The 22,254-nt window shown below is 40.2% G+C and carries 18 protein-coding genes; 17 read left to right on the top strand and 1 reads right to left on the bottom strand.

Translation table 11 applies throughout. The features are described from left to right. Positions 1 to 169 precede the first annotated feature (169 nt). The 6 genes from ystJ (at position 170) to pyk (ending at position 6,950) form a co-directional block, all read left to right on the top strand. Positions 170 to 1,408, top strand: coding sequence for an NADP-dependent malic enzyme (gene ystJ, locus AC1Q59_RS16510; protein WP_492366946.1), 1,239 nt, complete (start codon positions 170 to 172; stop codon positions 1,406 to 1,408). A gap of 10 nt (positions 1,409 to 1,418) precedes the next feature. After that, positions 1,419 to 2,042, top strand: a complete 624-nt coding sequence (locus AC1Q59_RS16505; RefSeq protein ID WP_492366945.1) for a FadR/GntR family transcriptional regulator — start codon at positions 1,419 to 1,421, stop codon at positions 2,040 to 2,042. Between the two features lie 166 nt (positions 2,043 to 2,208). Then, complete coding sequence (accD, locus tag AC1Q59_RS16500; RefSeq protein ID WP_492366944.1) at positions 2,209 to 3,078, top strand: acetyl-CoA carboxylase, carboxyltransferase subunit beta; 870 nt, start codon at positions 2,209 to 2,211, stop codon at positions 3,076 to 3,078. Continuing rightward, a complete protein-coding gene (accA, locus tag AC1Q59_RS16495) occupies positions 3,072 to 4,049 on the top strand; it encodes an acetyl-CoA carboxylase carboxyl transferase subunit alpha (RefSeq protein WP_492366943.1) in 978 nt (325 codons plus the stop codon). Before accD ends, accA begins: the two co-directional genes overlap by 7 nt. A 157-nt stretch (positions 4,050 to 4,206) precedes the next feature. Beyond that, a complete protein-coding gene (pfkA, locus tag AC1Q59_RS16490) occupies positions 4,207 to 5,166 on the top strand; it encodes a 6-phosphofructokinase (RefSeq protein WP_492366942.1) in 960 nt (319 codons plus the stop codon). A gap of 23 nt (positions 5,167 to 5,189) precedes the next feature. After that, positions 5,190 to 6,950: a pyruvate kinase gene (pyk, locus tag AC1Q59_RS16485; protein WP_492366941.1), complete on the top strand. Its 1,761-nt coding sequence runs from the start codon at positions 5,190 to 5,192 to the stop codon at positions 6,948 to 6,950. A gap of 79 nt (positions 6,951 to 7,029) precedes the next feature. Here pyk and ytvI read toward each other — a convergent pair whose 3' ends face one another. Continuing rightward, positions 7,030 to 8,151: a sporulation integral membrane protein YtvI gene (gene ytvI / locus AC1Q59_RS16480; protein WP_492366940.1), complete on the bottom strand. Its 1,122-nt coding sequence runs from the start codon at positions 8,149 to 8,151 to the stop codon at positions 7,030 to 7,032. 915 nt (positions 8,152 to 9,066) lie between these two features. Between ytvI and citZ the strand changes: the two genes are divergently transcribed. The 11 genes from citZ to ytaF all read left to right on the top strand — a co-directional run bounded on the left by citZ (position 9,067) and on the right by ytaF (position 22,221). Continuing rightward, entirely contained in the window at positions 9,067 to 10,185 is a 1,119-nt protein-coding gene (citZ, locus tag AC1Q59_RS16475) for a citrate synthase (protein WP_492367081.1), read from the top strand. A 186-nt stretch (positions 10,186 to 10,371) separates the two neighbouring features. Beyond that, positions 10,372 to 11,640, top strand: a complete 1,269-nt coding sequence (gene icd, locus AC1Q59_RS16470) for an NADP-dependent isocitrate dehydrogenase (RefSeq protein WP_492366939.1) — start codon at positions 10,372 to 10,374, stop codon at positions 11,638 to 11,640. Positions 11,641 to 11,730: 90 nt separating this feature from the next. Beyond that, on the top strand, positions 11,731 to 12,669 hold the full coding sequence (gene mdh / locus AC1Q59_RS16465; RefSeq protein ID WP_492366938.1) for a malate dehydrogenase: 939 nt from the start codon (positions 11,731 to 11,733) through the stop codon (positions 12,667 to 12,669). A 143-nt stretch (positions 12,670 to 12,812) separates the two neighbouring features. Further along, positions 12,813 to 13,289 (top strand): MaoC/PaaZ C-terminal domain-containing protein, encoded by a 477-nt coding sequence (locus tag AC1Q59_RS16460; RefSeq protein WP_492366937.1) that lies wholly within the window; start codon positions 12,813 to 12,815, stop codon positions 13,287 to 13,289. Between the two features lie 144 nt (positions 13,290 to 13,433). After that, positions 13,434 to 14,165, top strand: coding sequence for a winged helix-turn-helix domain-containing protein (locus AC1Q59_RS16455; protein ID WP_492366936.1), 732 nt, complete (start codon positions 13,434 to 13,436; stop codon positions 14,163 to 14,165). Further along, positions 14,162 to 15,919, top strand: coding sequence for a two-component system histidine kinase PnpS (gene pnpS, locus AC1Q59_RS16450; RefSeq protein WP_492366935.1), 1,758 nt, complete (start codon positions 14,162 to 14,164; stop codon positions 15,917 to 15,919). The genes AC1Q59_RS16455 and pnpS overlap by 4 nt, the downstream gene beginning before the upstream one ends. A 70-nt stretch (positions 15,920 to 15,989) precedes the next feature. Beyond that, positions 15,990 to 16,952 carry an FtsH protease activity modulator HflK gene (gene hflK / locus AC1Q59_RS16445; protein ID WP_492366934.1) on the top strand — a complete coding sequence of 321 codons (963 nt, stop codon included), beginning with the start codon at positions 15,990 to 15,992 and terminating at the stop codon, positions 16,950 to 16,952. Continuing rightward, on the top strand, positions 16,949 to 17,890 hold the full coding sequence (gene hflC / locus AC1Q59_RS16440) for a protease modulator HflC (protein ID WP_492366933.1): 942 nt from the start codon (positions 16,949 to 16,951) through the stop codon (positions 17,888 to 17,890). Before hflK ends, hflC begins: the two co-directional genes overlap by 4 nt. Positions 17,891 to 17,988: 98 nt before the next feature. After that, a complete protein-coding gene (gene polA / locus AC1Q59_RS16435; RefSeq protein WP_492366932.1) occupies positions 17,989 to 20,619 on the top strand; it encodes a DNA polymerase I in 2,631 nt (876 codons plus the stop codon). Positions 20,620 to 20,630: 11 nt separating this feature from the next. After that, positions 20,631 to 21,458: a DNA-formamidopyrimidine glycosylase gene (gene mutM / locus AC1Q59_RS16430; RefSeq protein ID WP_492366931.1), complete on the top strand. Its 828-nt coding sequence runs from the start codon at positions 20,631 to 20,633 to the stop codon at positions 21,456 to 21,458. Positions 21,459 to 21,585: 127 nt separating this feature from the next. Next, positions 21,586 to 22,221 carry a sporulation membrane protein YtaF gene (gene ytaF, locus AC1Q59_RS16425; RefSeq protein WP_492366930.1) on the top strand — a complete coding sequence of 212 codons (636 nt, stop codon included), beginning with the start codon at positions 21,586 to 21,588 and terminating at the stop codon, positions 22,219 to 22,221. Positions 22,222 to 22,254: the final 33 nt, after the last annotated feature.

Genomic DNA, 22,254 nt, shown 5'->3' with positions numbered 1-22,254 from the left:
CAGCAAATGTGGTATATTGGTAAAAAGAGACTGGTCAGACCACCTGATAAAAGAGAGAAATTACGGATGGCCGATATAATTAATTGACCAGGAACTAAAAAATCATCCCGTAGCGGAAAAGGCAGCGGCGGCATTTCGCCGCATTGTTGAAGAAAAAGGAGAGATAGAGATGACTTTGCGTGAAGAAGCCCTTCATATGCATAGGGTAAATAAAGGAAAACTAGAATCTAAATCAAAGGTTCAGGTTAAGGATGCTAAGGACTTAAGTCTTGCCTATTCCCCGGGGGTAGCTGAACCATGTAAGGAAATTTATGATAAACCTGAAATGGTCTATGAATATACAATGAAAGGAAACATGGTCGCGGTAGTTTCTGATGGAACAGCTGTTTTGGGTCTCGGCAATATCGGTCCTGAGGCTGCTTTGCCAGTTATGGAAGGAAAAGCTGTACTATTTAAGAGTTTTGCCGGTGTTGATGCGTTTCCGATTTGTTTAAATACAACTGACATTGATAAAATTGTTGAAACCGTAAAATTACTTGAGCCATCCTTTGGCGGTGTGAATCTTGAAGATATTGCTGCACCGCATTGTTTTGTAATTGAAGAGCGTTTGAAAAAAGAAGCAAATATTCCTGTATTCCATGACGATCAGCATGGAACTGCGATTGTTACTGTTGCAGGTCTTGTTAACGCATTAAAAGTCACAGGAAAGAAAATGAACGAAATTCGTGTGGTTGCCAGTGGTGCTGGGGCAGCAGGCATTGCGATTATTAAGCTTCTTTATACATATGGAGTGCGTGACATCATTATGTGTGATACAAGAGGCGCTATATATGAAGGCCGTCCAAATGGAATGAATGATGTAAAGAATGAAGTGGCTAAATATACAAATCGTGATAACAAACAGGGCTCTTTGGCTGATGTTATTCAAGGAGCGGATGTGTTCATAGGTGTATCTGCAGCTGGTGCCTTAACAGCAGATATGGTTAGTTCAATGAATCCAGATCCAATTATTTTCGCCATGGCTAATCCAAATCCTGAAATTATGCCAGATGAAGCTAAATCTGCAGGGGCTGCCGTCATAGGAACAGGCAGATCTGATTTTCCTAACCAGGTAAATAATGTATTGGCTTTCCCAGGCATTTTCCGCGGTGCGTTAGATGTTAGGGCAACTATTATCAATGAGGAAATGAAAATTGCTGCTGTTGATGCCATTGCAGGTCTTATCACAGAAGAAGAGCTTAGTGAAGATTATGTGATTCCTGGTCCTTTTGATCCAAGAGTGGCTCCTGAAGTAGCTGCAGCTGTAGCAAAAGCAGCAATGGAAACAGGAGTTGCTAGGCTGAAAGCTGATCCCGAGGAAATAAAAGAGCGTACAAGAAAACTTGCAGTTATCGGCAAAAGTGAGTGATCCCAAAGCTGTGAATGAAAGACAGAAGGATTCAAAGATTTATGTTGAAATTGTCAAACAGCTTAGGCTGATGATTGAAAGAGATGGGTTAAAACCTGGTGACAAACTGCCATCCGAACGTGAACTTTCCGAGCGCCTCATTGTTGGGCGCTCTTCTGTTCGAGAGGCACTCAGAGCACTCGAGCTGCTGGGGCTGATCGAGACAAAAAGAGGGGAAGGAACGTTTATCCGTGATTTTAAAGGAAATCAGCTTGTACAGCTGCTAAGCACCTTTGTCCTTCAGGATGAAAAAGCGAAAAAAGATGTAATAGAAACGAAGCATTTAATTGAAATGGATTGCTTAATCCTTGCTTTATATCATGCTGATGACCAGCGGATTGATCGGTTTAAAGTATGGGCAGAGACAGCGGATTTTACAGATGACGAATTTTTTTATAAGATTACAGAGATGGCTGAAAATCATTTGTTTCAGAGAATATGGTCCATTTTAAATGATTACTATCATTCCTTGATTACTCATAAGGCAGAATTCATCAGGGAAGATTATCTGGATATCATTGTTAATTTAATATCCCGCGATGAGCAGGGACTAAAGAACGCTTATTGTAAGCTAAGGAAATTGTCGAAGGTATAGCGACAAATTATGGCAAAAATTCCGCTGCGTTTATTCTATGATTAAATGATAGGTTTGGACAGGCATTACCTATTTATTTTTTGCCCAAGTGGCCAGACCACTTACTTTTTTTATAAAGGCAAGAATATCATGAATTGTCTTTGATTCAAAACAGGGAGGTTTCACCTTGCTTAAAGAGATTTTCACAAAACCAAAAAAGAAGAAATATGCGACCATTCCTTCAGAATCAGCGAAGCAAGACGTGCCTGAAGGAATAATGACAAAATGCCCGAATTGCAAAAAAATCATGTACACTAAGGAACTATTGAAAAATTTAAAGGTTTGTTTAAACTGCCAATACCATCATTCAATGGATTCAAAAGAGCGGATAGAAAGTTTTCTTGACCCAAATAGTTTTGAAGAATTGAATGCTGGTATGATTTCGGAAAATCCTTTGAATTTCCCAGGCTACCTTGAGAAGCTTGAAAAGGATCAGAAGAAGACAGGAATTAATGAGGCGGTTGTGACCGGTATTGGTTCTATTGAAGGACACCAGGCAGTTATTGCTGTTATGGACTCAACCTTCCGTATGGGAAGTATGGGATCTGTAGTGGGAGAAAAAATTACGCTAGCCATTGAAAAAGCGGATGAACTTTCTGTGCCTTTTATCATTTTTACTGCGTCCGGCGGAGCACGCATGCAAGAGGGAGTACTGAGTCTTATGCAGATGGCCAAGACCAGTGTGGCATTGAAAAAATTCAGCGATAATGGCGGATTAATTATCTCTATCATGACTCATCCAACCACAGGAGGGGTTTCTGCAAGCTTTGCGTCTCTCGGAGATTATAACTTAGCAGAACCTGGAGCTCTTATTGGATTTGCCGGCAGAAGAATTATTGAGCAAACGATTAGAGAAGAACTGCCTGAGGATTTCCAAACTGCAGAGTTTTTGTTAAAACATGGACAATTAGATGCCGTCATACCAAGGCTTGAACTGAAAGAGAAGATTGCATCTATTTTATCAATGCACCAGCAGGAGGGTGATCTTGAATGGTAGGAGAACTTGAATTTGAACGTCCCGTGACAGAACTTAGAAAGAAAATCGCCGAGCTCAAGGAGTTCACGAAAAATGCTGACGTTGATCTGTCAGATGAAATCGGTAAACTTGAAAATCGCCTCGAAAAGCTGGAAAAAGAAATATATGAAAATATAAAACCTTGGGATCGTGTGCAAATTGCCCGCCATCCTGCAAGACCGACAACACTTGACTATATTTCATATCTTTTTACAGATTTCTTTGAATGTCATGGGGATCGGACCTTTGCTGATGATGAGGCCATTGTCGGAGGAATCGCGAAGTTCAAGGGTCTTCCCGTTACAATAATTGGCCACCAGCGCGGTAAGGATACCAAAGAGAATATCCGGAGAAACTTTGGCATGCCGCATCCTGAAGGGTATCGAAAAGCATTGAGGCTGATGAATCAGGCAGAAAAGTTCAAGCGGCCAATCATTTGTTTTATTGACACAAAAGGTGCTTATCCAGGCAAAGCGGCTGAGGAACGCGGCCAAAGCGAAGCGATTGCCCGCAATCTCTTTGAAATGGCGAGCCTTCATGTTCCGGTCATTTGCATTGTCATTGGGGAAGGCGGAAGCGGAGGCGCCCTGGCATTGGGTGTCGGAAATCACATTCATATGCTGGAGAATTCAACATACTCTGTTATCTCCCCTGAAGGTGCGGCAGCTATTCTTTGGAAGGATGCCACTCAGGCAAAAAGAGCAGCGGAGAGCATGAGAATTACTGCACCAGATTTAAAGGAGTTAGGTATCGTTGACCAGATTATTCCTGAGGTCAAGGGTGGAGCACATAAGGATGTTCAAAAGCAAGCAGAGGAAATTGGAAAGGTATTGCTGACATCTCTTAAAGAACTTAGAACGTTAACAGAAGACCAATTAGTAAGCCACCGATATAACAAATTTAAATCAATTGGACAATATTCATTTATTAAAGATGTCATTGGTGTAAACTAAAAACGTGCTTTTGCAGCACGTTTTTCTTTTATTAGTTGAGATATATGTCCTAGGCATGCTATTTTAGATGAGGAACTTTAGAAGTCAGACAGCCTTTATAAAAAAGAATAAATGCTGCAAATAAAATTCACATTAATTCCGTGAGAGGTGATTTGTTGTGAAGAAAATTGGAGTACTTACCAGCGGCGGCGACTCTCCTGGGATGAATGCAGCGGTGAGGGCGGTTGTTAGGAAAGCAATTTTTCATGATTTAGATGTTTTTGGAATATATGGCGGCTATTCCGGACTGATTAACGGACAAATAAAACAGCTTTCACTAGGGTCTGTCGGCGACATTATTCATCGCGGCGGCACAATGCTGCATTCGGCAAGATGCGAAGAATTTAAAACAAAGGAAGGCCAGCAAAAAGGCATCGAAAAGTTAAAAGAGTTCGGGATTGAAGGTCTGGTTGTTATCGGCGGAGACGGGTCATACCGAGGGGCAAAAGCTTTGACTGAGCTCGGATTTCCATGCTGCGGTGTGCCCGGCACGATTGACAATGATATTGAAGGCACGCAATTTACAATCGGATTCGATACTGCGCTGAATACAGTTATTGATGCTGTTGATAAAATAAGAGATACAGCAACTTCGCATGAACGTATTTTTATTATTGAAGTAATGGGCAGAAATGCTGGAGACATTGCCCTATGTTCAGGGCTTGCCGCAGGAGCTGAAACAATTCTGATACCTGAGGAAAAATATGCTATGGACGAAATTGCAGCAAGGCTTATCAGCGGCCATGATCGCGGTAAAAAGCACAGTATTATTATTGTAGCTGAAGGTGTGGCAACAGGAATGGATTTTGCCAAAGAGCTGGAGGCTGCAACCAATTTCGAAACGCGTGTTTCCGTACTTGGCCATATACAAAGAGGCGGCTCTCCTACTGCCTTTGATCGGGTACTGGCAAGCCGCTTAGGAGCTAGAGCAGTTGAACTGTTAATTGAAGGCAAAGGCGGCCGTGCAGTTGGAATCATGAATAATCAAGTGGTTGATCATGATTTTAATGAAGTTTTGGGAGCAAAGCATACAATCGATCTAAGCTTATATCAGCTTTCAAAAGAACTATCCATTTAAGATTTTTAAGGAGGAACTATCATATGCGTAAAACAAAGATCGTTTGTACCATTGGTCCGGCAAGTGAAAGCGTGGAAAAATTAGTCCAGCTTATCGAAGCCGGCATGAACGTCGCAAGATTAAATTTTTCACACGGTAATTTTGAAGAACATGGCCAGCGTATAAAAAATATTCGTGAAGCTGCGGCAAGGACAAAGAAAACCGTAGCGATTCTTTTAGATACAAAGGGACCTGAAATCCGTACACATAATATGAAAGACGGAGCGATTGAATTAACGGCCGGTAATAAAATGATTATTTCGATGAATGAAGTTGAGGGAACTAAGGAGAAGTTTTCCATTACATATTCAGAGCTGATTCACGATGTCCAAATTGGTTCAAAAATTTTACTTGATGATGGATTAATTGGGCTTGAAGTAACGAAAGTTGATCTTGAGGCGAAAGAAATTCATACAAAAATTTTAAACAGCGGCGTATTAAAAAATAAAAAAGGTGTTAATGTTCCTGGAGTTTCAGTTAATTTGCCTGGAATTACCGAAAAAGATGCCAGTGATATTTTGTTTGGCATTGAACAAGGCATTGACTTCATTGCTGCATCTTTCGTCCGCAGAGCATCGGATGTTCTGGAAATCAGAGAGCTTCTTGAAAAAAATCAAGGGAACCATATTAACATCATTCCAAAGATTGAAAACCAAGAGGGTGTCGATAATATTGATGAAATTCTTGAGGTTTCAGATGGCTTAATGGTTGCAAGGGGAGATTTAGGAGTTGAAATTCCTGCCGAGGAAGTCCCATTAGTACAAAAAGAGCTGATTAAAAAGTGTAATGTTCAGGGCAAGCCAGTAATTACTGCTACGCAAATGCTAGATTCCATGCAACGCAATCCACGTCCGACTCGTGCTGAAGCGAGTGACGTTGCTAATGCTATTTTTGATGGGACAGATGCCATCATGCTTTCAGGTGAAACGGCTGCTGGATCATATCCAGTCGAAGCGGTGCAAACCATGCATAATATTGCATCAAGAACGGAGTCAGCTCTTAACCATAAGGAAATTCTTTCAACACGAAGCAAGGATAATGGACATAATATGACGGACGCTATTGGGCAATCTGTTGCCCATACGGCAATGAATCTTGATGTAGATGCCATTATTGCACCGACAGAAAGCGGTCATACAGCGAGAATGATTTCAAAGTACAAGCCAAAAGCTCCAATTGTGGCTGTTACATCGAATGACTATGTTTGCCGCCGGCTTTCATTAGTTTGGGGAGTCTATTCGCAAATCGGCAAAAAGGCGAACACAACCGACGAAATGCTTGACACGGCTGTAGAGGAAAGTTTAAACGGCGGTATTGTGTCCTCTGGAGATATCGTTGTAATTACGGCTGGTGTTCCAGTTGGGGAAACTGGAACAACGAATTTAATGAAAATCCATGTTGTTGGTGATGTTCTTGCTAAAGCACAAGGAATTGGCAGAAAGTCTGCTTTTGGTAAGACGGTTGTCGCACGCAATGCTGAGGAAGCACTTGCCAAGGTGACAAAAGGATCCATTTTAGTAACGATTGGAACGGATCGGGATATGATGCCAGCAATAGAAAAATGCAGTGCATTAATTACTGTAGAGGGCGGTCTGACAAGCCATGCGGCAGTTGTGGGACTCAACGTTGGAATCCCTGTCATTGTAGGAGTTGAAAATGCTCTGACCTTGTTTAAAGATGGCCAGGAAATTACAGTAGATGCCAACCGGGGTGTTATTTACAACGGACACGCGAGCGTTCTTTAAGGCCTAATGTCCGTCAAAGCCTGGAACTAAAATTCAACAGCTACCAAAAAAAAAGGCTGCTCATTGAGCAGCCTTTTTTTTATGAAGGATTTTCTTTGCCCTTTATATAAGCCCAAATGTCCCGGAACACATTTGCCTTATGTAAGGTTGTTATAATCACTAGAATGACAGGTCCAAGAATAAGTCCTAAGAAACCGATTAGCTTAAACCCGACAAACAAAGCGACTAATGTAGCGAGCGGGTCCATTCCTATATTGGATGAAAGGATTTTTGGCTCCATAACCTGCCGCTGGACTAATACAATAATATACAAAATACCTAGGCCAATTGCCATGCCCATTTGTCCTGCTATTGCTTCATAAATGATCCAAGGAACAAAGATCAGTCCTGTGCCAAGGTATGGAAGCACATCGACAATTCCAGTGATTAATGCAATGGTTATAGCATAATCAATCCGAAGTACAAGAAGCCCAATTAAGATAATGACTGTCGTAATAGAAATTAATGTTGCTTGAGCTTTGATAAATCCTAGTAAAGCCTTTCTTAAATCTGCAAAGACGGTCTTCCCGCTGGATTTTGCCCGTGTTGGCAAGAGATTGTTGGCCATATCGGATAATCGGTACCAATCCTTGCTGATAAAAAATGTTGCTAATAAAGAAAAAATAAGCACTGTAGCAGCATTCGGGAACCAGGAGATAATATTCGGGATTTTTCCAAAGAAATTCTGAATGAAAGACCCAATTGTAGACCCGATTTGTTTACCCGCTGTCTCAATATTTGATAAGATTGTATCCTGCTGTCCTGTATCCAGACTGTTAAACATACTTGTCAGCTGGTTGTACATTGGAATGAGCTGCGCAGCAACAAACTGTTCTGCATAGTCGATTAAAGTTTCTAAATGTTTTGGAACGACTTTTGCAAGGTAATCGGCACCCGAAACAATTTCGGCGATCAGTAAGGTAATTAATCCGGCGAAAATGCCAATTATTAAAACCAAACTTATTAACACAGCTAAGGCTCTTGGCATTTTGCCTTTTTTCGCAAGGAAATTGACAAGCGGATTAATTAAAAAGGCAATGATAATCCCGATTAAAAATGGATAGGCTAACTTAGCAATGAAATAAAAACCGAAAAGAAGAAGCAGAAATACTCCAATAACTAGGAAAAACCTTAAAGTCCTGTACACATAAACATGATTCAACACCCTGCCTCCTTACCATTTAGGACTTTGATGAATATTTTACCATTTTACCGTAAGAACTTCATCCAATTTCCTGTTAAGAAGTATTACGAAGAGATAAAATGAAAAGTTTCACTCGAAATATTTAGAAAAAGGCTGTGTTAAAGCTTAATGTTGATTTTAGCGCTTAGTTGATTGGAGTGGAAGGTGCGTAGACTCCTGGGGGATCAGCGTTGAAGGGAGACCCCGCAGGAACGGTAGTTCCGAGGAGGCTCGCAAAACGCCCCCCGGAAAGCGAAGCACCTGGAACGGAAATCAACGGTCAAATTTAAAAGAGCCCTAAAAAAACAGAAAAAATAAAAGAAATAATATAAAAATAATGAGCTTTGTATTTTTAATATTTGTAAAGCTATGGTAGAATAGTATCATCGCCGAATAGGTGAGTTATCATATCAAATAAATTGTGTTTTTATTTTACACATCTGCTAGAAAAATGAATGCTTGCGGAAAATAGCAAAATCTTTTCTGGGAAAATATTATTTTTTTCACATTTTCCGCGTATATCGTTCACAAAAGTCTGATAATTGTTTATAATAGGACTTGTAAATGCAACCGTCAGATAACATAGTATCCAAAAAAATTATTAATTCTATTGAAATATTTTTAAACTAGATATATTATTGTGTTTTCTTTTTTTTGCATGATTGTTGAGCAAACGCTCGATTAAATGATCACTTTTTGCAAAAAAATATGTTTTGTACAAAAGGTTGCATTTTTAATCAACTTGATTTAAGTCTGCGGCAGGGGATGTACATATAAAACCTTTGGTTAAATCATTGATTTTTCTGAAAAATCGGTATATTTGCCAGCCAAACTAATTACAGACAAATGGGTATGGGGAAATTGAATATTTATAATGAAAAGGAGAGATTCATGATGACAGCAACACGCGGTCTTGAAGGGGTAGTAGCAACAACTTCATCAATCAGTTCAATCATCGATGATACATTAACGTATGTTGGGTATAATATTGATGATTTAGCTGTTAATGCAAGTTTTGAGGAAGTTATTTATCTTCTTTGGCATAGAAAGCTTCCAACACAATCTGAACTTGATGAATTAAAGAGTCAATTAGCAGAAAGTGCTGACCTGCCAAAAGAGGTTTTAGATCATTTCAAAATGTACCCGATTGATAAAGTACATCCAATGGCAGCGCTTCGCACAGCTGTATCTTTATTAGGTTTGTATGATGAAGAAGCTGATGTTATGGAACCTGCAGCCAACTATAGAAAAGCGATTCGCCTGCAGGCAAAACTCCCAACACTTGTTACTTCTTTTGCAAGAATTAGAAAAGGTTTAGAACCAGTGGCCCCAAGAAAAGATCTTGGATTTGCTGCAAACTTCCTATATATGCTATCTGGCAAGGAGCCGGAAGCTATTGCAATTGAAGCATTTAACAAGGCACTTGTTCTTCATGCAGATCATGAGCTAAATGCATCTACATTTACTGCACGTGTATGTGTGGCAACACTATCCGATGTTTATTCCGGTATCACGTCTGCAATCGGCGCTTTAAAGGGACCATTACACGGAGGGGCTAATGAAGCGGTAATGAAAATGCTGACTGAAATTAGCACACTTGAAAATGTTGAGCCTTACATCCGCGAAAAGCTTGATAATAAAGAAAAAATTATGGGCTTTGGACATCGTGTATACAGAAAAGGTGACCCTCGTGCAAAGCACTTGCGTGAAATGTCCAAGAAGCTTACTGAGCTTACTGGAGAGCCTCATTGGTATGATATGTCCACTAAGATTGAAAACATTGTAACAGGCGAGAAAAAACTTCCGCCAAATGTTGATTTTTATTCAGCATCTGTTTATCATAGCTTAGGAATTGATCATGATCTATTCACACCTATTTTCGCTGTCAGCCGTGTTTCCGGATGGCTTGCACATATTTTAGAACAGTATGAAAACAATCGCTTAATCCGTCCGCGTGCAGAATACACAGGCCCTGGCATGCAGAAATATGTACCAGTTGAGCAAAGAGGATAATAACCGATCCCTTTATATTGATCATATTTAAAACAGTAATTTTACTTAAAAATTGCTGTTATAAAGATTGCGGAAAAAGGTTAGGGGCATGTGCCTTCTAACCTTTGATTCTGATATAAACTTTGTCACCCCATATACATACAAAAATGGCTTTTGCCAGGGGATTAAAAAATGGAGGGAAAAAACATGCAAGGTGAAAAAATCACAGTTACAAATGGAGTTTTAAACGTTCCAAACAATCCAATTGTTCCATTTATCGAAGGTGACGGAACTGGTCCTGATATTTGGGCATCTGCTTCCAGAGTATTGGATGCTGCCGTAGAAAAGGCATATAAAGGTGAACGCAAAATTGTCTGGAAAGAAGTTCTTGCTGGAGAAAAAGCCTTTAATCAAACTGGTGAATGGCTTCCTTCTGAAACCTTAGATGTTATTAATGAATATCTAATTGCAATCAAAGGCCCTCTTACAACACCAATCGGCGGAGGAATCCGTTCATTAAACGTTGCACTGCGCCAAGAACTAGATTTATTTGTCTGCTTGCGTCCAGTCCGCTGGTTCGAAGGAGTGCCATCTCCTGTAAAACGTCCTCAGGACACTGATATGGTCATTTTCCGTGAGAACACAGAGGATATTTATGCTGGTATTGAATATCAAAAGGGCTCTGATGAGGCTAAAAAATTAATTTCTTTCCTTCAAGATGAGCTAGGCGTTAAGAAAATTCGCTTCCCTGAAACATCAGGCATCGGGGTGAAGCCAGTTTCTGAAGAAGGTACAAGCCGTTTAGTGCGTGCTGCAATTGAGTATGCAATCAAGGAAGGCCGAAAGTCTCTTACTCTTGTACACAAAGGCAACATCATGAAGTTTACTGAAGGTGCATTTAAAAACTGGGGTTATGAGCTTGCTGAAAGAGAATATGGCGATAAAGTATTTACATGGGCTCAATATGATCGCATTAAAGATGAGCAAGGAATTGACGCTGCAAATAAAGCACAGGCTGATGCTGAAGCAGCTGGAAAAGTCATTGTTAAAGATGCTATTGCTGATATCTTCTTACAGCAAATTCTTACTCGTCCAAAAGAGTTTGACGTTGTAGCAACAATGAATCTTAATGGTGACTATATTTCTGATGCGCTTGCTGCTCAGGTTGGCGGTATCGGTATTGCTCCTGGAGCAAATATTAACTATGTAACTGGACATGCTATTTTTGAAGCAACACACGGAACTGCTCCAAAATATGCTGGCTTAGATAAAGTTAACCCTTCATCTGTTATTCTTTCCGGAGTGCTAATGCTTGAGCATCTAGGCTGGAAAGAAGCTGCTGATATGATTGTTAAGTCAGTAGAAAACACAATCGCATCAAAAGTTGTTACTTATGACTTCGCCCGTCTAATGGATGGTGCAACAGAAGTTAAATGCTCTGAGTTTGGTGACGAACTTATCAAAAATATGGAGTAATCCTATAGAAACTGAGGCTGATCTTTTTAAAAGACCAGCCTCGTTCTATATTGAGTTTTAACTTTCTTTGAGTCAAAGGAGGAACTGATAATGTCATTAGCACGTAAAAAGATTTCAGTCATTGGCAGCGGGTTTACTGGTGCAACAACTGCCTTCCTTTTAGCCCAAAAAGAGCTTGGGGATGTTATCCTTGTTGATATTCCGCAAATGGAGAATCCAACAAAAGGCAAAGCCTTGGATATGCTTGAAGCTAGCCCGGTTCAAGGATTTGACGCAAACATTACAGGCACAGCAGATTACGAAGACACAAAGAACTCTGATATCGTTGTTATTACAGCCGGCATTGCCCGCAAACCTGGAATGAGCCGTGATGATTTGGTACAGACCAACCAAAAAATTATGAAAAGCGTTGCACAGGAAGTGGAAAAACACTCTCCTAATGCATTGATTGTTGTTTTGACAAACCCTGTGGATGCCATGACATATACAGTATTTAAAGAATCTGGATTCCCCAAAAACCGTGTTATCGGCCAATCAGGTGTCCTTGATACTGCCCGCTTCCGGACTTTTGTTGCACAGGAATTAAATCTGTCTGTTAAAGATATAACCGGATTTGTGCTTGGCGGACATGGGGATGATATGGTGCCACTGGTCCGCTATTCCTATGCAGGCGGAATACCGCTAGAAACTTTAATTCCAAAGGAGCGCCTTGAAGCGATTGTGGAACGTACACGAAAAGGCGGCGGTGAGATTGTAAACCTTTTAGGAAACGGAAGTGCCTATTATGCTCCAGCAGCTGCCTTAGTTGAAATGTGTGAAGCGATTCTGAAAGACCAGCGAAGAGTTCTTCCGGCTATTGCTTACCTTGAAGGTGAATATGGCTATGAAGGCATTTACTTGGGAGTTCCTGTTATTCTCGGAGGCAATGGAATTGAAAAGGTAATAGAACTTGAGTTAACAGCAGATGAAAAGGCGGCATTAGATAAATCAGCTGAATCTGTACGCAGTGTAATGGCATTATTATCATAATAAGTAATTCGGGAAACCCTTTCCCGAATTTTTTGTTAATATATCTTTTTTTGGGAAGTATAAAAGTGATATAATATAAAAAGACTGAATTGTCTATATTTACTTAGGGTTGAAATCGCTTACATACTTTGGAGGTGCCCGCAATGTTACTAGGAAAAAAGCGAAAACTAGGAAGACAAATTGAGGAAATAACGGTTGGAGAAAAGCTGACTTTAACAGAGAAAATTGAAGATAAAGATCTGCTTCTATACCTCGGTTTGACCAATGATGCGAATCCGCTTTATATTCAGCATGATTATGCATCCCAAACACCATATAAAAAGCCGATTGTGCCAAGCATTATGCTAAATGGAATCATTAATTCGGCTATTTCAAAGTACCTTCCAGGGCCAGGAAGTCATATTCTTAAGCAAGAAATAGAGTATATAAAGCCTGTTTGCCATTATTCGACTGTACAATTTTTATTTGAAGTAACGGAAGTGAACAGCAGCAGCCACACGATTCAAATTAAAGTTCAGGCTACAAATGAAGAGGATGAAACGGTGATCACCGGAACATTGCTTGTATGTCCTCCGCACCGCATGCAGCCAATGGATGGAGATGCATTGGAGAACTTTTAATCCTTTGCTATATATGCCATGTTAAGAAATATACTCGTTGTATTATAAAAAAGATATGCTTATGGGCATATCTTTTTTTATGTGCACTTTTTATCTCGGGTATATACTATAATGAAATCAAGTATATCAATAGGGGGAAGTGTAATGGATAGCACAGCAGAAAATAAAATTCTTGTCGTTGATGATGAACAGTCGATTGTTACTTTACTAAAATATAATCTTCAGCAGGCTGGCTATGAAGTTATTACCGCCTTAGACGGAGAGGCGGGCAAGGAGCTTGCATTGTCAGAGAATCCTGATTTAATCATCCTTGATCTCATGCTGCCAAAGTTAGATGGTATAGAAGTTTGTAAACAGCTTAGACAAGCAAAGGTTATGATTCCTATACTAATGCTTACAGCTAAGGATGACGAACTTGATAAAATTCTTGGTTTAGAGCTAGGTGCGGATGATTATATGACAAAGCCTTTCAGTCCGAGAGAAGTGGTTGCCAGAGTAAAGGCTATTTTACGCAGAACACTGCCTCAAAATGTACAGCCTATGGAAACAAATGATGATGCATCAGATGTCATTCAAATTGCGGCATTAAAAATCATTCCTGATTATTATGAAGCCTATTTTGAAGGTGAACAGCTGGAATTAACGCCAAAGGAATTTGAACTGCTTTTATACTTAGCTAAAAATAAAAGCCGTGCCTTATCGAGAGACCATCTATTAAGTGCTGTCTGGAACTATGATTTTGCCGGAGATACCAGAATTGTTGATGTCCATATCAGCCGTTTGAGAGAGAAAATAGAGACAAACACGAAGAAGCCTAGCTATATTAAGACAATACGCGGATTAGGATATAAGCTAGAGGAGCCAAAGGGTGAATGAAAGGCTTTAGAAAAAGAATCTTAATCACACTGGTATCACTCGTCCTCATCGCTCTTGTTTGCCTGGGGCTTCTGCTGGGAGAATTGTTTAAAGACTATTACATCCATTCTTTCGATGAGCGATTAAAAAAGGAAAGTGAGTTATTAGCTGGATCCATTGAAAATGGGGGCGGAGTAAAAAGTATAAACAAAGATCAGGTCAAATATTACAGCGAAATGCTTGATGTCAGGGTGACTGTTGTGGATTCATCCGGTATGCTGATTTATGACAGCATTCATGCTGCCAGTGCTAATGCAGCACATAAAAAAACCTTAGAAGAATTAATCGAAAGAAGTTCTGGAGGGACAAGCCTGGAAATCAGCGGAGATCAAAATCTTCATTATTATTGGCGGCCGATTTATCAGGATGGCATAAAGGAAGGGTATGTTTTCCTTAGTACTAAAATGGAAGAAATCAACGATGCATATAGGCAGATTTGGTGGCTATTAATATCTCTTTTGTCTATCTCTTTTATTTTTATCCTTTTATTAGGCTGGAGGATTACAGCTCATTATACAAAACCAATTGAATTAGCAACGAAAAAAGCCATCGAACTGGCAAAGGGGAATTACCGTCTTCAGACACTTGAGGAACCTGTTGAGGAAACGGGTATGTTAAACGCTGCTATAAATGTTCTGGCCAGAAATCTCCGGGATCTGCAAAAGGCTCAAGAAATGCAGCAGGACAGGATGTCTACGCTAATCGAAAATATGGGCAGCGGTTTAATCCTGATTGACAGCAAAGGATACATACAAGTACTCAACAAAGCATACAAAGAATTTTTTCAGCTGGATCCAGTTGAATATTTAAATAAGCTCTATTATAAAGTGATTGAGCATAAGGAAATTATTCGCTTAATTGAACATATCTTTATGACTGAGAAAAAGGTGAAAAAGGAAATTGTTCTTCCTTTCAATATCGGCCGAAGGCATTTCGAGGTGTATGGCGTACCGATTATTGGCACGAATGATGTGTGGAAAGGCGTTCTCCTTGTTGTTCATGACATTACCGATATTAAAAGGCTGGAACAGGTAAGAAAGGACTTCGTTGCAAATGTTTCCCATGAATTAAAAACTCCGATTACATCCATAAAGGGCTTTTCAGAAACCCTGCTGGACGGTGCAATGAATGACAAAGACGCATTAATAGCCTTTTTGAATATTATTTTAAAGGAAAGCGACCGTCTTCAGACATTGACACAGGATCTGCTGGACTTATCAAAAATAGAAAAACAGGGATTTAGTCTCGATATTCAAGAAGTGAATATCCCGGCCTCTATTAAGGAAGTTATGAAGATTGTCCAAAAGGATGCAGATGAAAAGGGAATCAATATGACCTTTGAAAGCAAATCTGATTCTGTAATGGTTGAGGGAGATCCAAACCGCTTAAAACAGGTATTTTTAAATCTTATTTCAAATGCCATTACTTATACTCAAAACGGCGGCAACATTTCTATTTCATTAAAAGAAACAGACGTAAATGTTACTATTAATTTCACAGATACTGGAATTGGCATAAATAAAGATGAAATTCACCGTATTTTTGAAAGATTTTATCGAATTGATAAAGCACGAAGCCGAAATTCAGGCGGGACAGGACTGGGACTGGCCATTGTAAAGCACCTTGTTGATGCACATAAGGGTAAAATTACGGTCAAGAGCGAAGAAGGACAGGGCACTACCTTCATTGTTGAACTGAACAAAAGATTCCCCTAAGAACTTGAAACTTTTCAAGTGAATCATCCGTATTAAAGGAAGATGAAAACAGCAAAAAGGGGGAGAAGTTTTGGTCAGCCTAAAGAGAATATATACCGTAACTGGACTTGTGCTGCTCATTATTGTGTTAGGTATAACAGCACTTACGACGTGGTATACAGTTGATGAATCCGATCAGGCAGTCATCGTGACGTTTGGCAAGGTGGAAGAGGGCATCACTGAACCAGGCTTGCATTTTAAACTGCCATGGCCGATTCAAAGTGTGGAAAAGGTTTCAAAGGAAACATTTAGCCTTCAATTTGGCTACGAGGAAAAGGAAGGGAAAATGAAGGAATTTCCGGAAGAGACAAAAATGATTACCGGGGATGAAAATATCGTTCTTGCAGATCTTGTTGTTCAATGGAAAATAACTAACCCTGAAAAATATCTCTATAATGCAGAAAATCCCGAGGAAATTCTCTATGATGCGACCTCAGCTTCATTAAGAAGTATAATTGGAAGCTCTAAAATTGATGATGCTTTAACTTCTGGAAAAGCTGATATCGAGGCTAATGTCCGAGAGCTGTTAAGCAATTTAGTCGACAAGTATGATATCGGAATTTCTATTTTAGCTGTGAAGCTTCAGGATGTCGAACTTCCAAATGAGGAAGTCCGCAAAGCTTTTACAAATGTAACCGATGCCCGTGAAACAGCCAGCACGAAAAGAAATGAAGCAAATAAATATGTGAATAAGAGAATGAACGAGGCACAGGGTGAAAAAGATGCCCTAATCTCAAAAGCACAAGGTGAAAAGGCAGCCCGTTTGGAGCGTGCCCGCGGGGATATTGCCGTGTTTAACCAGCTTTATGAGGAATACAAGAAAAGCCCTGATATTACGAGGGAACGCCTGGTTTTAGAAACGCTTGAACAAGTGCTGCCCGGTGCAGAAATTTACATTATGAATGACGAAGGTAATACACTGAAATACTTCCCGATTCGCCCGCTGGAAAAAGAACAGCCAGTAAAAGAGGAAGGGAGTGAAAATAAACAATGAGTGACGAAAACGTAATTAACATGAATGAACGGCCAAACGGTAATATGCAATGGCGTAAATATATCAAAACAGGAATATTCTTTGTAATCCTCATTGTTGTTCTCGGAATTTTACTTAGCAATCTCTTTGTTGTTAAAGAAGGGGAATATAAAGTCATTCGTCAATTCGGTGAAGTAGTAAGAATTGAGAGTGAGCCCGGCTTAAACTATAAAATTCCGTTTATCCAAAGTGTGTCTACACTGCCGAAATATCAGCTGACCTATGATGTGTCAGAAGCTGAGATCAATACAAAGGATAAAAAGCGCATCATTATCGATAACTATGCTGTTTGGCGTATAGAAAATCCTAAAGATATGATTTCCAATGCAAGAACCTTGCAGGGGGCAGAATCGAGAATGGAAGAATTCATTTATTCTGTCACACGTACAGAGCTTGGCCAGCTGAATTATGATGAGATCATTAATGATGAAAAGTCATCCCGCGGATCATTAAATGATCGAATCACGGAAAAGGTCAACGAACTATTAAGCAAGGATAAATATGGTGTTGTTGTCACAGATGTTCGTATGAAACGGAGTGACCTGCCTGGAGAAAACGAACAGTCTGTCTATACAAGAATGATTTCTGAACGTGAAACCAAAGCACAGGAGTACTTGTCAAAAGGGGACGCCGATAAGAACCGTATTATTGCTGAAACGGATAAAGAGGTAAGGGAGCTTCTCGCGAAGGCACAGGCCGATGCTGAAACCATCAGAGCGGAAGGAGAGGCTGGCGCAGCAAAGATCTATAATGAAGCTTTCTCCAAAGATCCTAGCTTCTACTCCTTGTTCAGAACCTTAGAATCCTATAAAAAGACAATCAATGGCGAAACAGTCATCGTATTGCCATCGGATTCACCATATGCCCGCCTGCTGATGGGATATACGAAAACTGAATAAAAAAGAACCGTTATTTTTCTTTCTTTGTTTGCCCATGGTAAAATAAAGAAAGAAAATAACGGTTTTTTTTATGGACACTTTGGCAGAGGAGGATTTTCTTGGATAAGAAACTCGTTTTAATTGACGGCAACAGTATTGCTTACAGGGCGTTTTTTGCCTTGCCGCTATTAAATAATGATAAGGGAATACATACAAATGCTGTTTACGGTTTTACGATGATGCTGACGAAAATTCTTGAAGAGGAGAAGCCCACCCACATACTTGTTGCTTTCGATGCAGGTAAAACAACCTTTCGTCACAAGACATTTACGGAATATAAGGGTGGAAGACAAAAAACACCTCCAGAACTATCAGAACAATTTCCTTTTATCCGTGAGCTGCTGAAGGCATACGGAATTGCGCAATACGAGCTGGAAAACTTTGAAGCAGACGATATTATCGGCACACTTTCCCTATTGGCTGAAGGTGAAGACTTTGAAGTAAAAGTCATTTCAGGTGATAAGGACTTAACACAATTAAGCTCGGAAAAAACGACAGTTTCCATCACAAAAAAAGGCATCACCGATACAGAAGAATATACACCTGCACATATTTTAGAAAAATACGGAATTACACCAGAAAGAATCATAGATATGAAAGGTTTAATGGGAGATAGTTCAGATAATATTCCAGGCGTTCCTGGTGTGGGGGAAAAAACAGCCTTAAAATTGCTGAAGGAATTCGGCAGCCTTGAGGATCTCCTTGAGTCAATTGATAAAGTAAGCGGGAAGAAGCTTAAGGAAAAGCTGGAGGAATTTAAGGATCAAGCGCTGATGAGTAAAGAATTGGCAACGATTATGCGCGAAGCACCAGTTGATATTTCCCTTGACCGCATTGAATATCCGGGGTATGAGAAAGAAAAGGTTATCAGTCTATATAAGGAGCTGGGCTTCAATTCATTGCTTGATAAAGTAGCGGGCGATGAGGCAAGCCTTGAGGAAGATTTAGACGAAATTGAATATATTATTGTTGAAGAGATCTCAGAGGATATTTTTGCTGATAAAAATGCCTTCTATGTTGAAATATTAGATTCCAACTACCACTACGCAGACATTGTTGGCTTTTCGGTGGCAAATGAAAAAGGGAATTTCTTTCTAGCTACGGAAAAAGCCCTTGCCTCTCCAGTATTCAAACAGTGGGCGGAAGACGAAACAAAGGAAAAGATTGTTTATGATGGGAAAAGATCCGAGGTCTCACTAAGGCATCATGGGATTCACTTAGCAGGAGCAGTATTCGATGTGCTTATTGCTTCCTATCTCATTAACCCGTCGGTAACAATTGAAGACGTTGCATCTGTAGGCAAAAGTCACGGGTTTACAAACGTCCAGTCGGATGAAGCTTTCTATGGGAAAGGGGTTAAGCGAAGGATTCCGGAAGATAAAATTCTGGCAGAACACCTTTCTAGAAAAGCAGCAACCCTTCTTTCATTACAGGAAAAACTTGATAAAGAGCTTAAGGATAATCAGCAATCTGAATTATTTTATGATTTGGAAATGCCACTATCACTTATTCTTGCGGATATGGAGTCAGCGGGAATAAAGGTTGACCTTGATCGTTTGCAGTCGATGGGAGAAGACCTATTGTCGAAGCTTTCAGCCATTGAAACCCGCATTCACACGCTTTCAGGAGAGAAATTTAATATTAATTCTCCGAAGCAGCTGGGTGTTATTTTATTTGAAAAATTGGGGCTTCCAGTGATTAAGAAAACAAAAACAGGCTATTCCACGTCTGCTGATGTACTTGAAAAGCTGGAAAAAGATCATGAAATCATCAGAGAAATTTTAAATTACCGCCAGCTTGGAAAACTTCAATCGACCTATATAGAGGGGTTATTAAAGGTTGTCAATAAGGAAAACGGCAAGGTACATACCATTTTCAATCAGGCTTTAACTCAGACAGGACGTTTAAGCTCTACAGAACCCAACTTGCAAAATATTCCGATTCGGCTTGAAGAAGGAAGAAAGATTAGACAGGCATTTATTCCTTCTGAAAAAGACTGGGTTATATTTGCTGCTGACTATTCCCAGATTGAATTAAGGGTTCTTGCGCATATTGCTGGAGATGAGAAACTGATTGACGCCTTTAGAGAAGGGATGGATATTCACACGAAAACCGCCATGGAGGTTTTTCATGCCAGCAGGGATGAGGTAACCGCCAATATGCGCCGCCATGCAAAGGCAGTTAACTTTGGCATCGTATATGGAATCAGCGATTTCGGCCTATCCCAAAGCTTAGGGATATCCCGGAAGGAAGCCGGAAGATTTATAGAGAAATATTTAGAAAGTTATCCGGGCGTAAAGCAGTATATGGAAGATATTGTTCTAGATGCAAAGGAAAAGGGCTATGTATCAACCCTTTTGCACCGCAGACGATATCTGCCTGAAATTACAAACCGGAATTTTAATCTGCGCAGCTTTGCTGAAAGAACGGCGATGAATACGCCCATTCAAGGAAGCGCTGCAGATATAATTAAAAAAGCCATGATTGATATGGCAGACAGGCTTAAGAAGGAAAAGCTGAAAACGCGCCTTTTACTTCAAGTACATGATGAATTAATTTTCGAAGCGCCGAAAGATGAAATTGAAAAGCTGAAAGAAATTGTTCCAGATGTAATGGAACATGCCATTGAACTGAAAGTGCCTTTAAAGGTCGATTATTCTTACGGCCCAACATGGTTTGATGCAAAATAGGAGATGATTTTATGCCAGAGCTTCCTGAAGTGGAAACGATACGCAGAACTTTAGATAATTTAATTATCGGCAAAACAATTGAACATGTGACGGTTTCCTGGCCTAAAATGATCAAAAAGCCAGAGGAACCAGAACAATTTATAGATGCACTTGCTGGCCAAACCTTTACACACACAAGCCGGAGAGGAAAGTTTCTTATTTTATATACAAAAGATTTCGCGCTCGTTTCCCATTTAAGAATGGAAGGGCGGTATGGACTTTTCCAGGAAAGCGACCCAATTGAAAAACATACTCATGTCATTTTTCATTTTACAGACGGGACTGAGCTGCGCTATAAAGATGTAAGGAAATTTGGCACCATGCATTTATTTCTAAAAGGAGACGAATTTGATTGCCTCCCCTTATTGCAATTGGGACCAGAGCCTTTGTCAGCGGATTTTACTAAGAGAGGACTGGCAGAAAGGCTGAAGAAAACAAAAAGATCAATAAAAGCGGCTTTGCTTGATCAAAGGGTGATTGTCGGCATTGGAAATATTTATGCGGACGAATCCTTATTCCGTGCACGAATTCATCCTGAACGGCCGGCTGATGAATTGTCCGAAAAGGAAGTAGGTGTGCTCCACCAGGCAATTAAGGATACTCTTTCTGAAGCGGTGTCCAAGGGTGGGAGCACCGTTCGTTCTTACGTAAATACGCAGGGGCAAATCGGGATGTTCCAGCTTGAGCTCTTTGTTTACGGCAGGAAGGGAGAGAGCTGCAGGGTCTGCGGAACCGCACTCGAAGGAATAACCGTTGGCGGAAGAAGCACCGTTTTCTGTCCGAGTTGTCAGCCAAAATGAATACAGGAATAGGAATCAGATGATTCTAGCGAAATCGACGGGTAAGTTAAAAAGTGCATAGAATTTAACACTGGATAAGTCTCCTCCATATACTATCTTAGCGATTGTCAGGGAGGAGAACGATTCAATGATGCACATTTTCTCACTTCTCATTCTAGCCTTTGCAGTAAGTCTTGACAGCTTTAGTGTCGGGTTGACCTATGGTTTAAGAAAAATGCACATACCGATGAAATCGATTGGCATAATCGCCTGCTGTTCTGCTGTTGCATTGATGACCGCGATGACAATCGGCCATCTTTTAATACAGTTTTTATCCCCATCATTAGCAGAGAGGCTAGGGGGAATCATTCTTATTGGTCTTGGAGGCTGGGTGTTATATCAATTTTTTCGGCCAGAAAAAACTAAGGACAGTCTTCCGCACGAAAAGATCATTGTCAATTTTGAAATTAAATCCTTGGGGCTTGTGATTAATATTTTACAAAAGCCTATGTCAGCGGATTTTGATAAATCGGGGACAATCACTGGCATTGAAGCCATAATTCTCGGGCTTGCCCTTTCGCTGGATGCCTTTGGAGCCGGCATAGGGGCATCCATGCTGGGGTACTCCCCTGTCTATTTGGCTGTGTCAGTCGCTCTCATGAGTTCCCTGTTTGTATTTTTAGGCATGAAAATCGGCTCCATCTTCTCACACAGCAGCTGGGTGCAAAGATTCTCCTTCGTACCCGGCATCCTGCTGATCGTGATAGGGATATGGAAAATTTAATTTTTATAGGGTAAGTTTACTAAAACTAGTTGA

This window comes from Cytobacillus sp. MT66, from assembly GCF_058792595.1.
The sequence above is the reverse complement of the archived record's forward strand: the minus strand, read 5'-3'. Positions and strand labels throughout refer to the sequence as shown.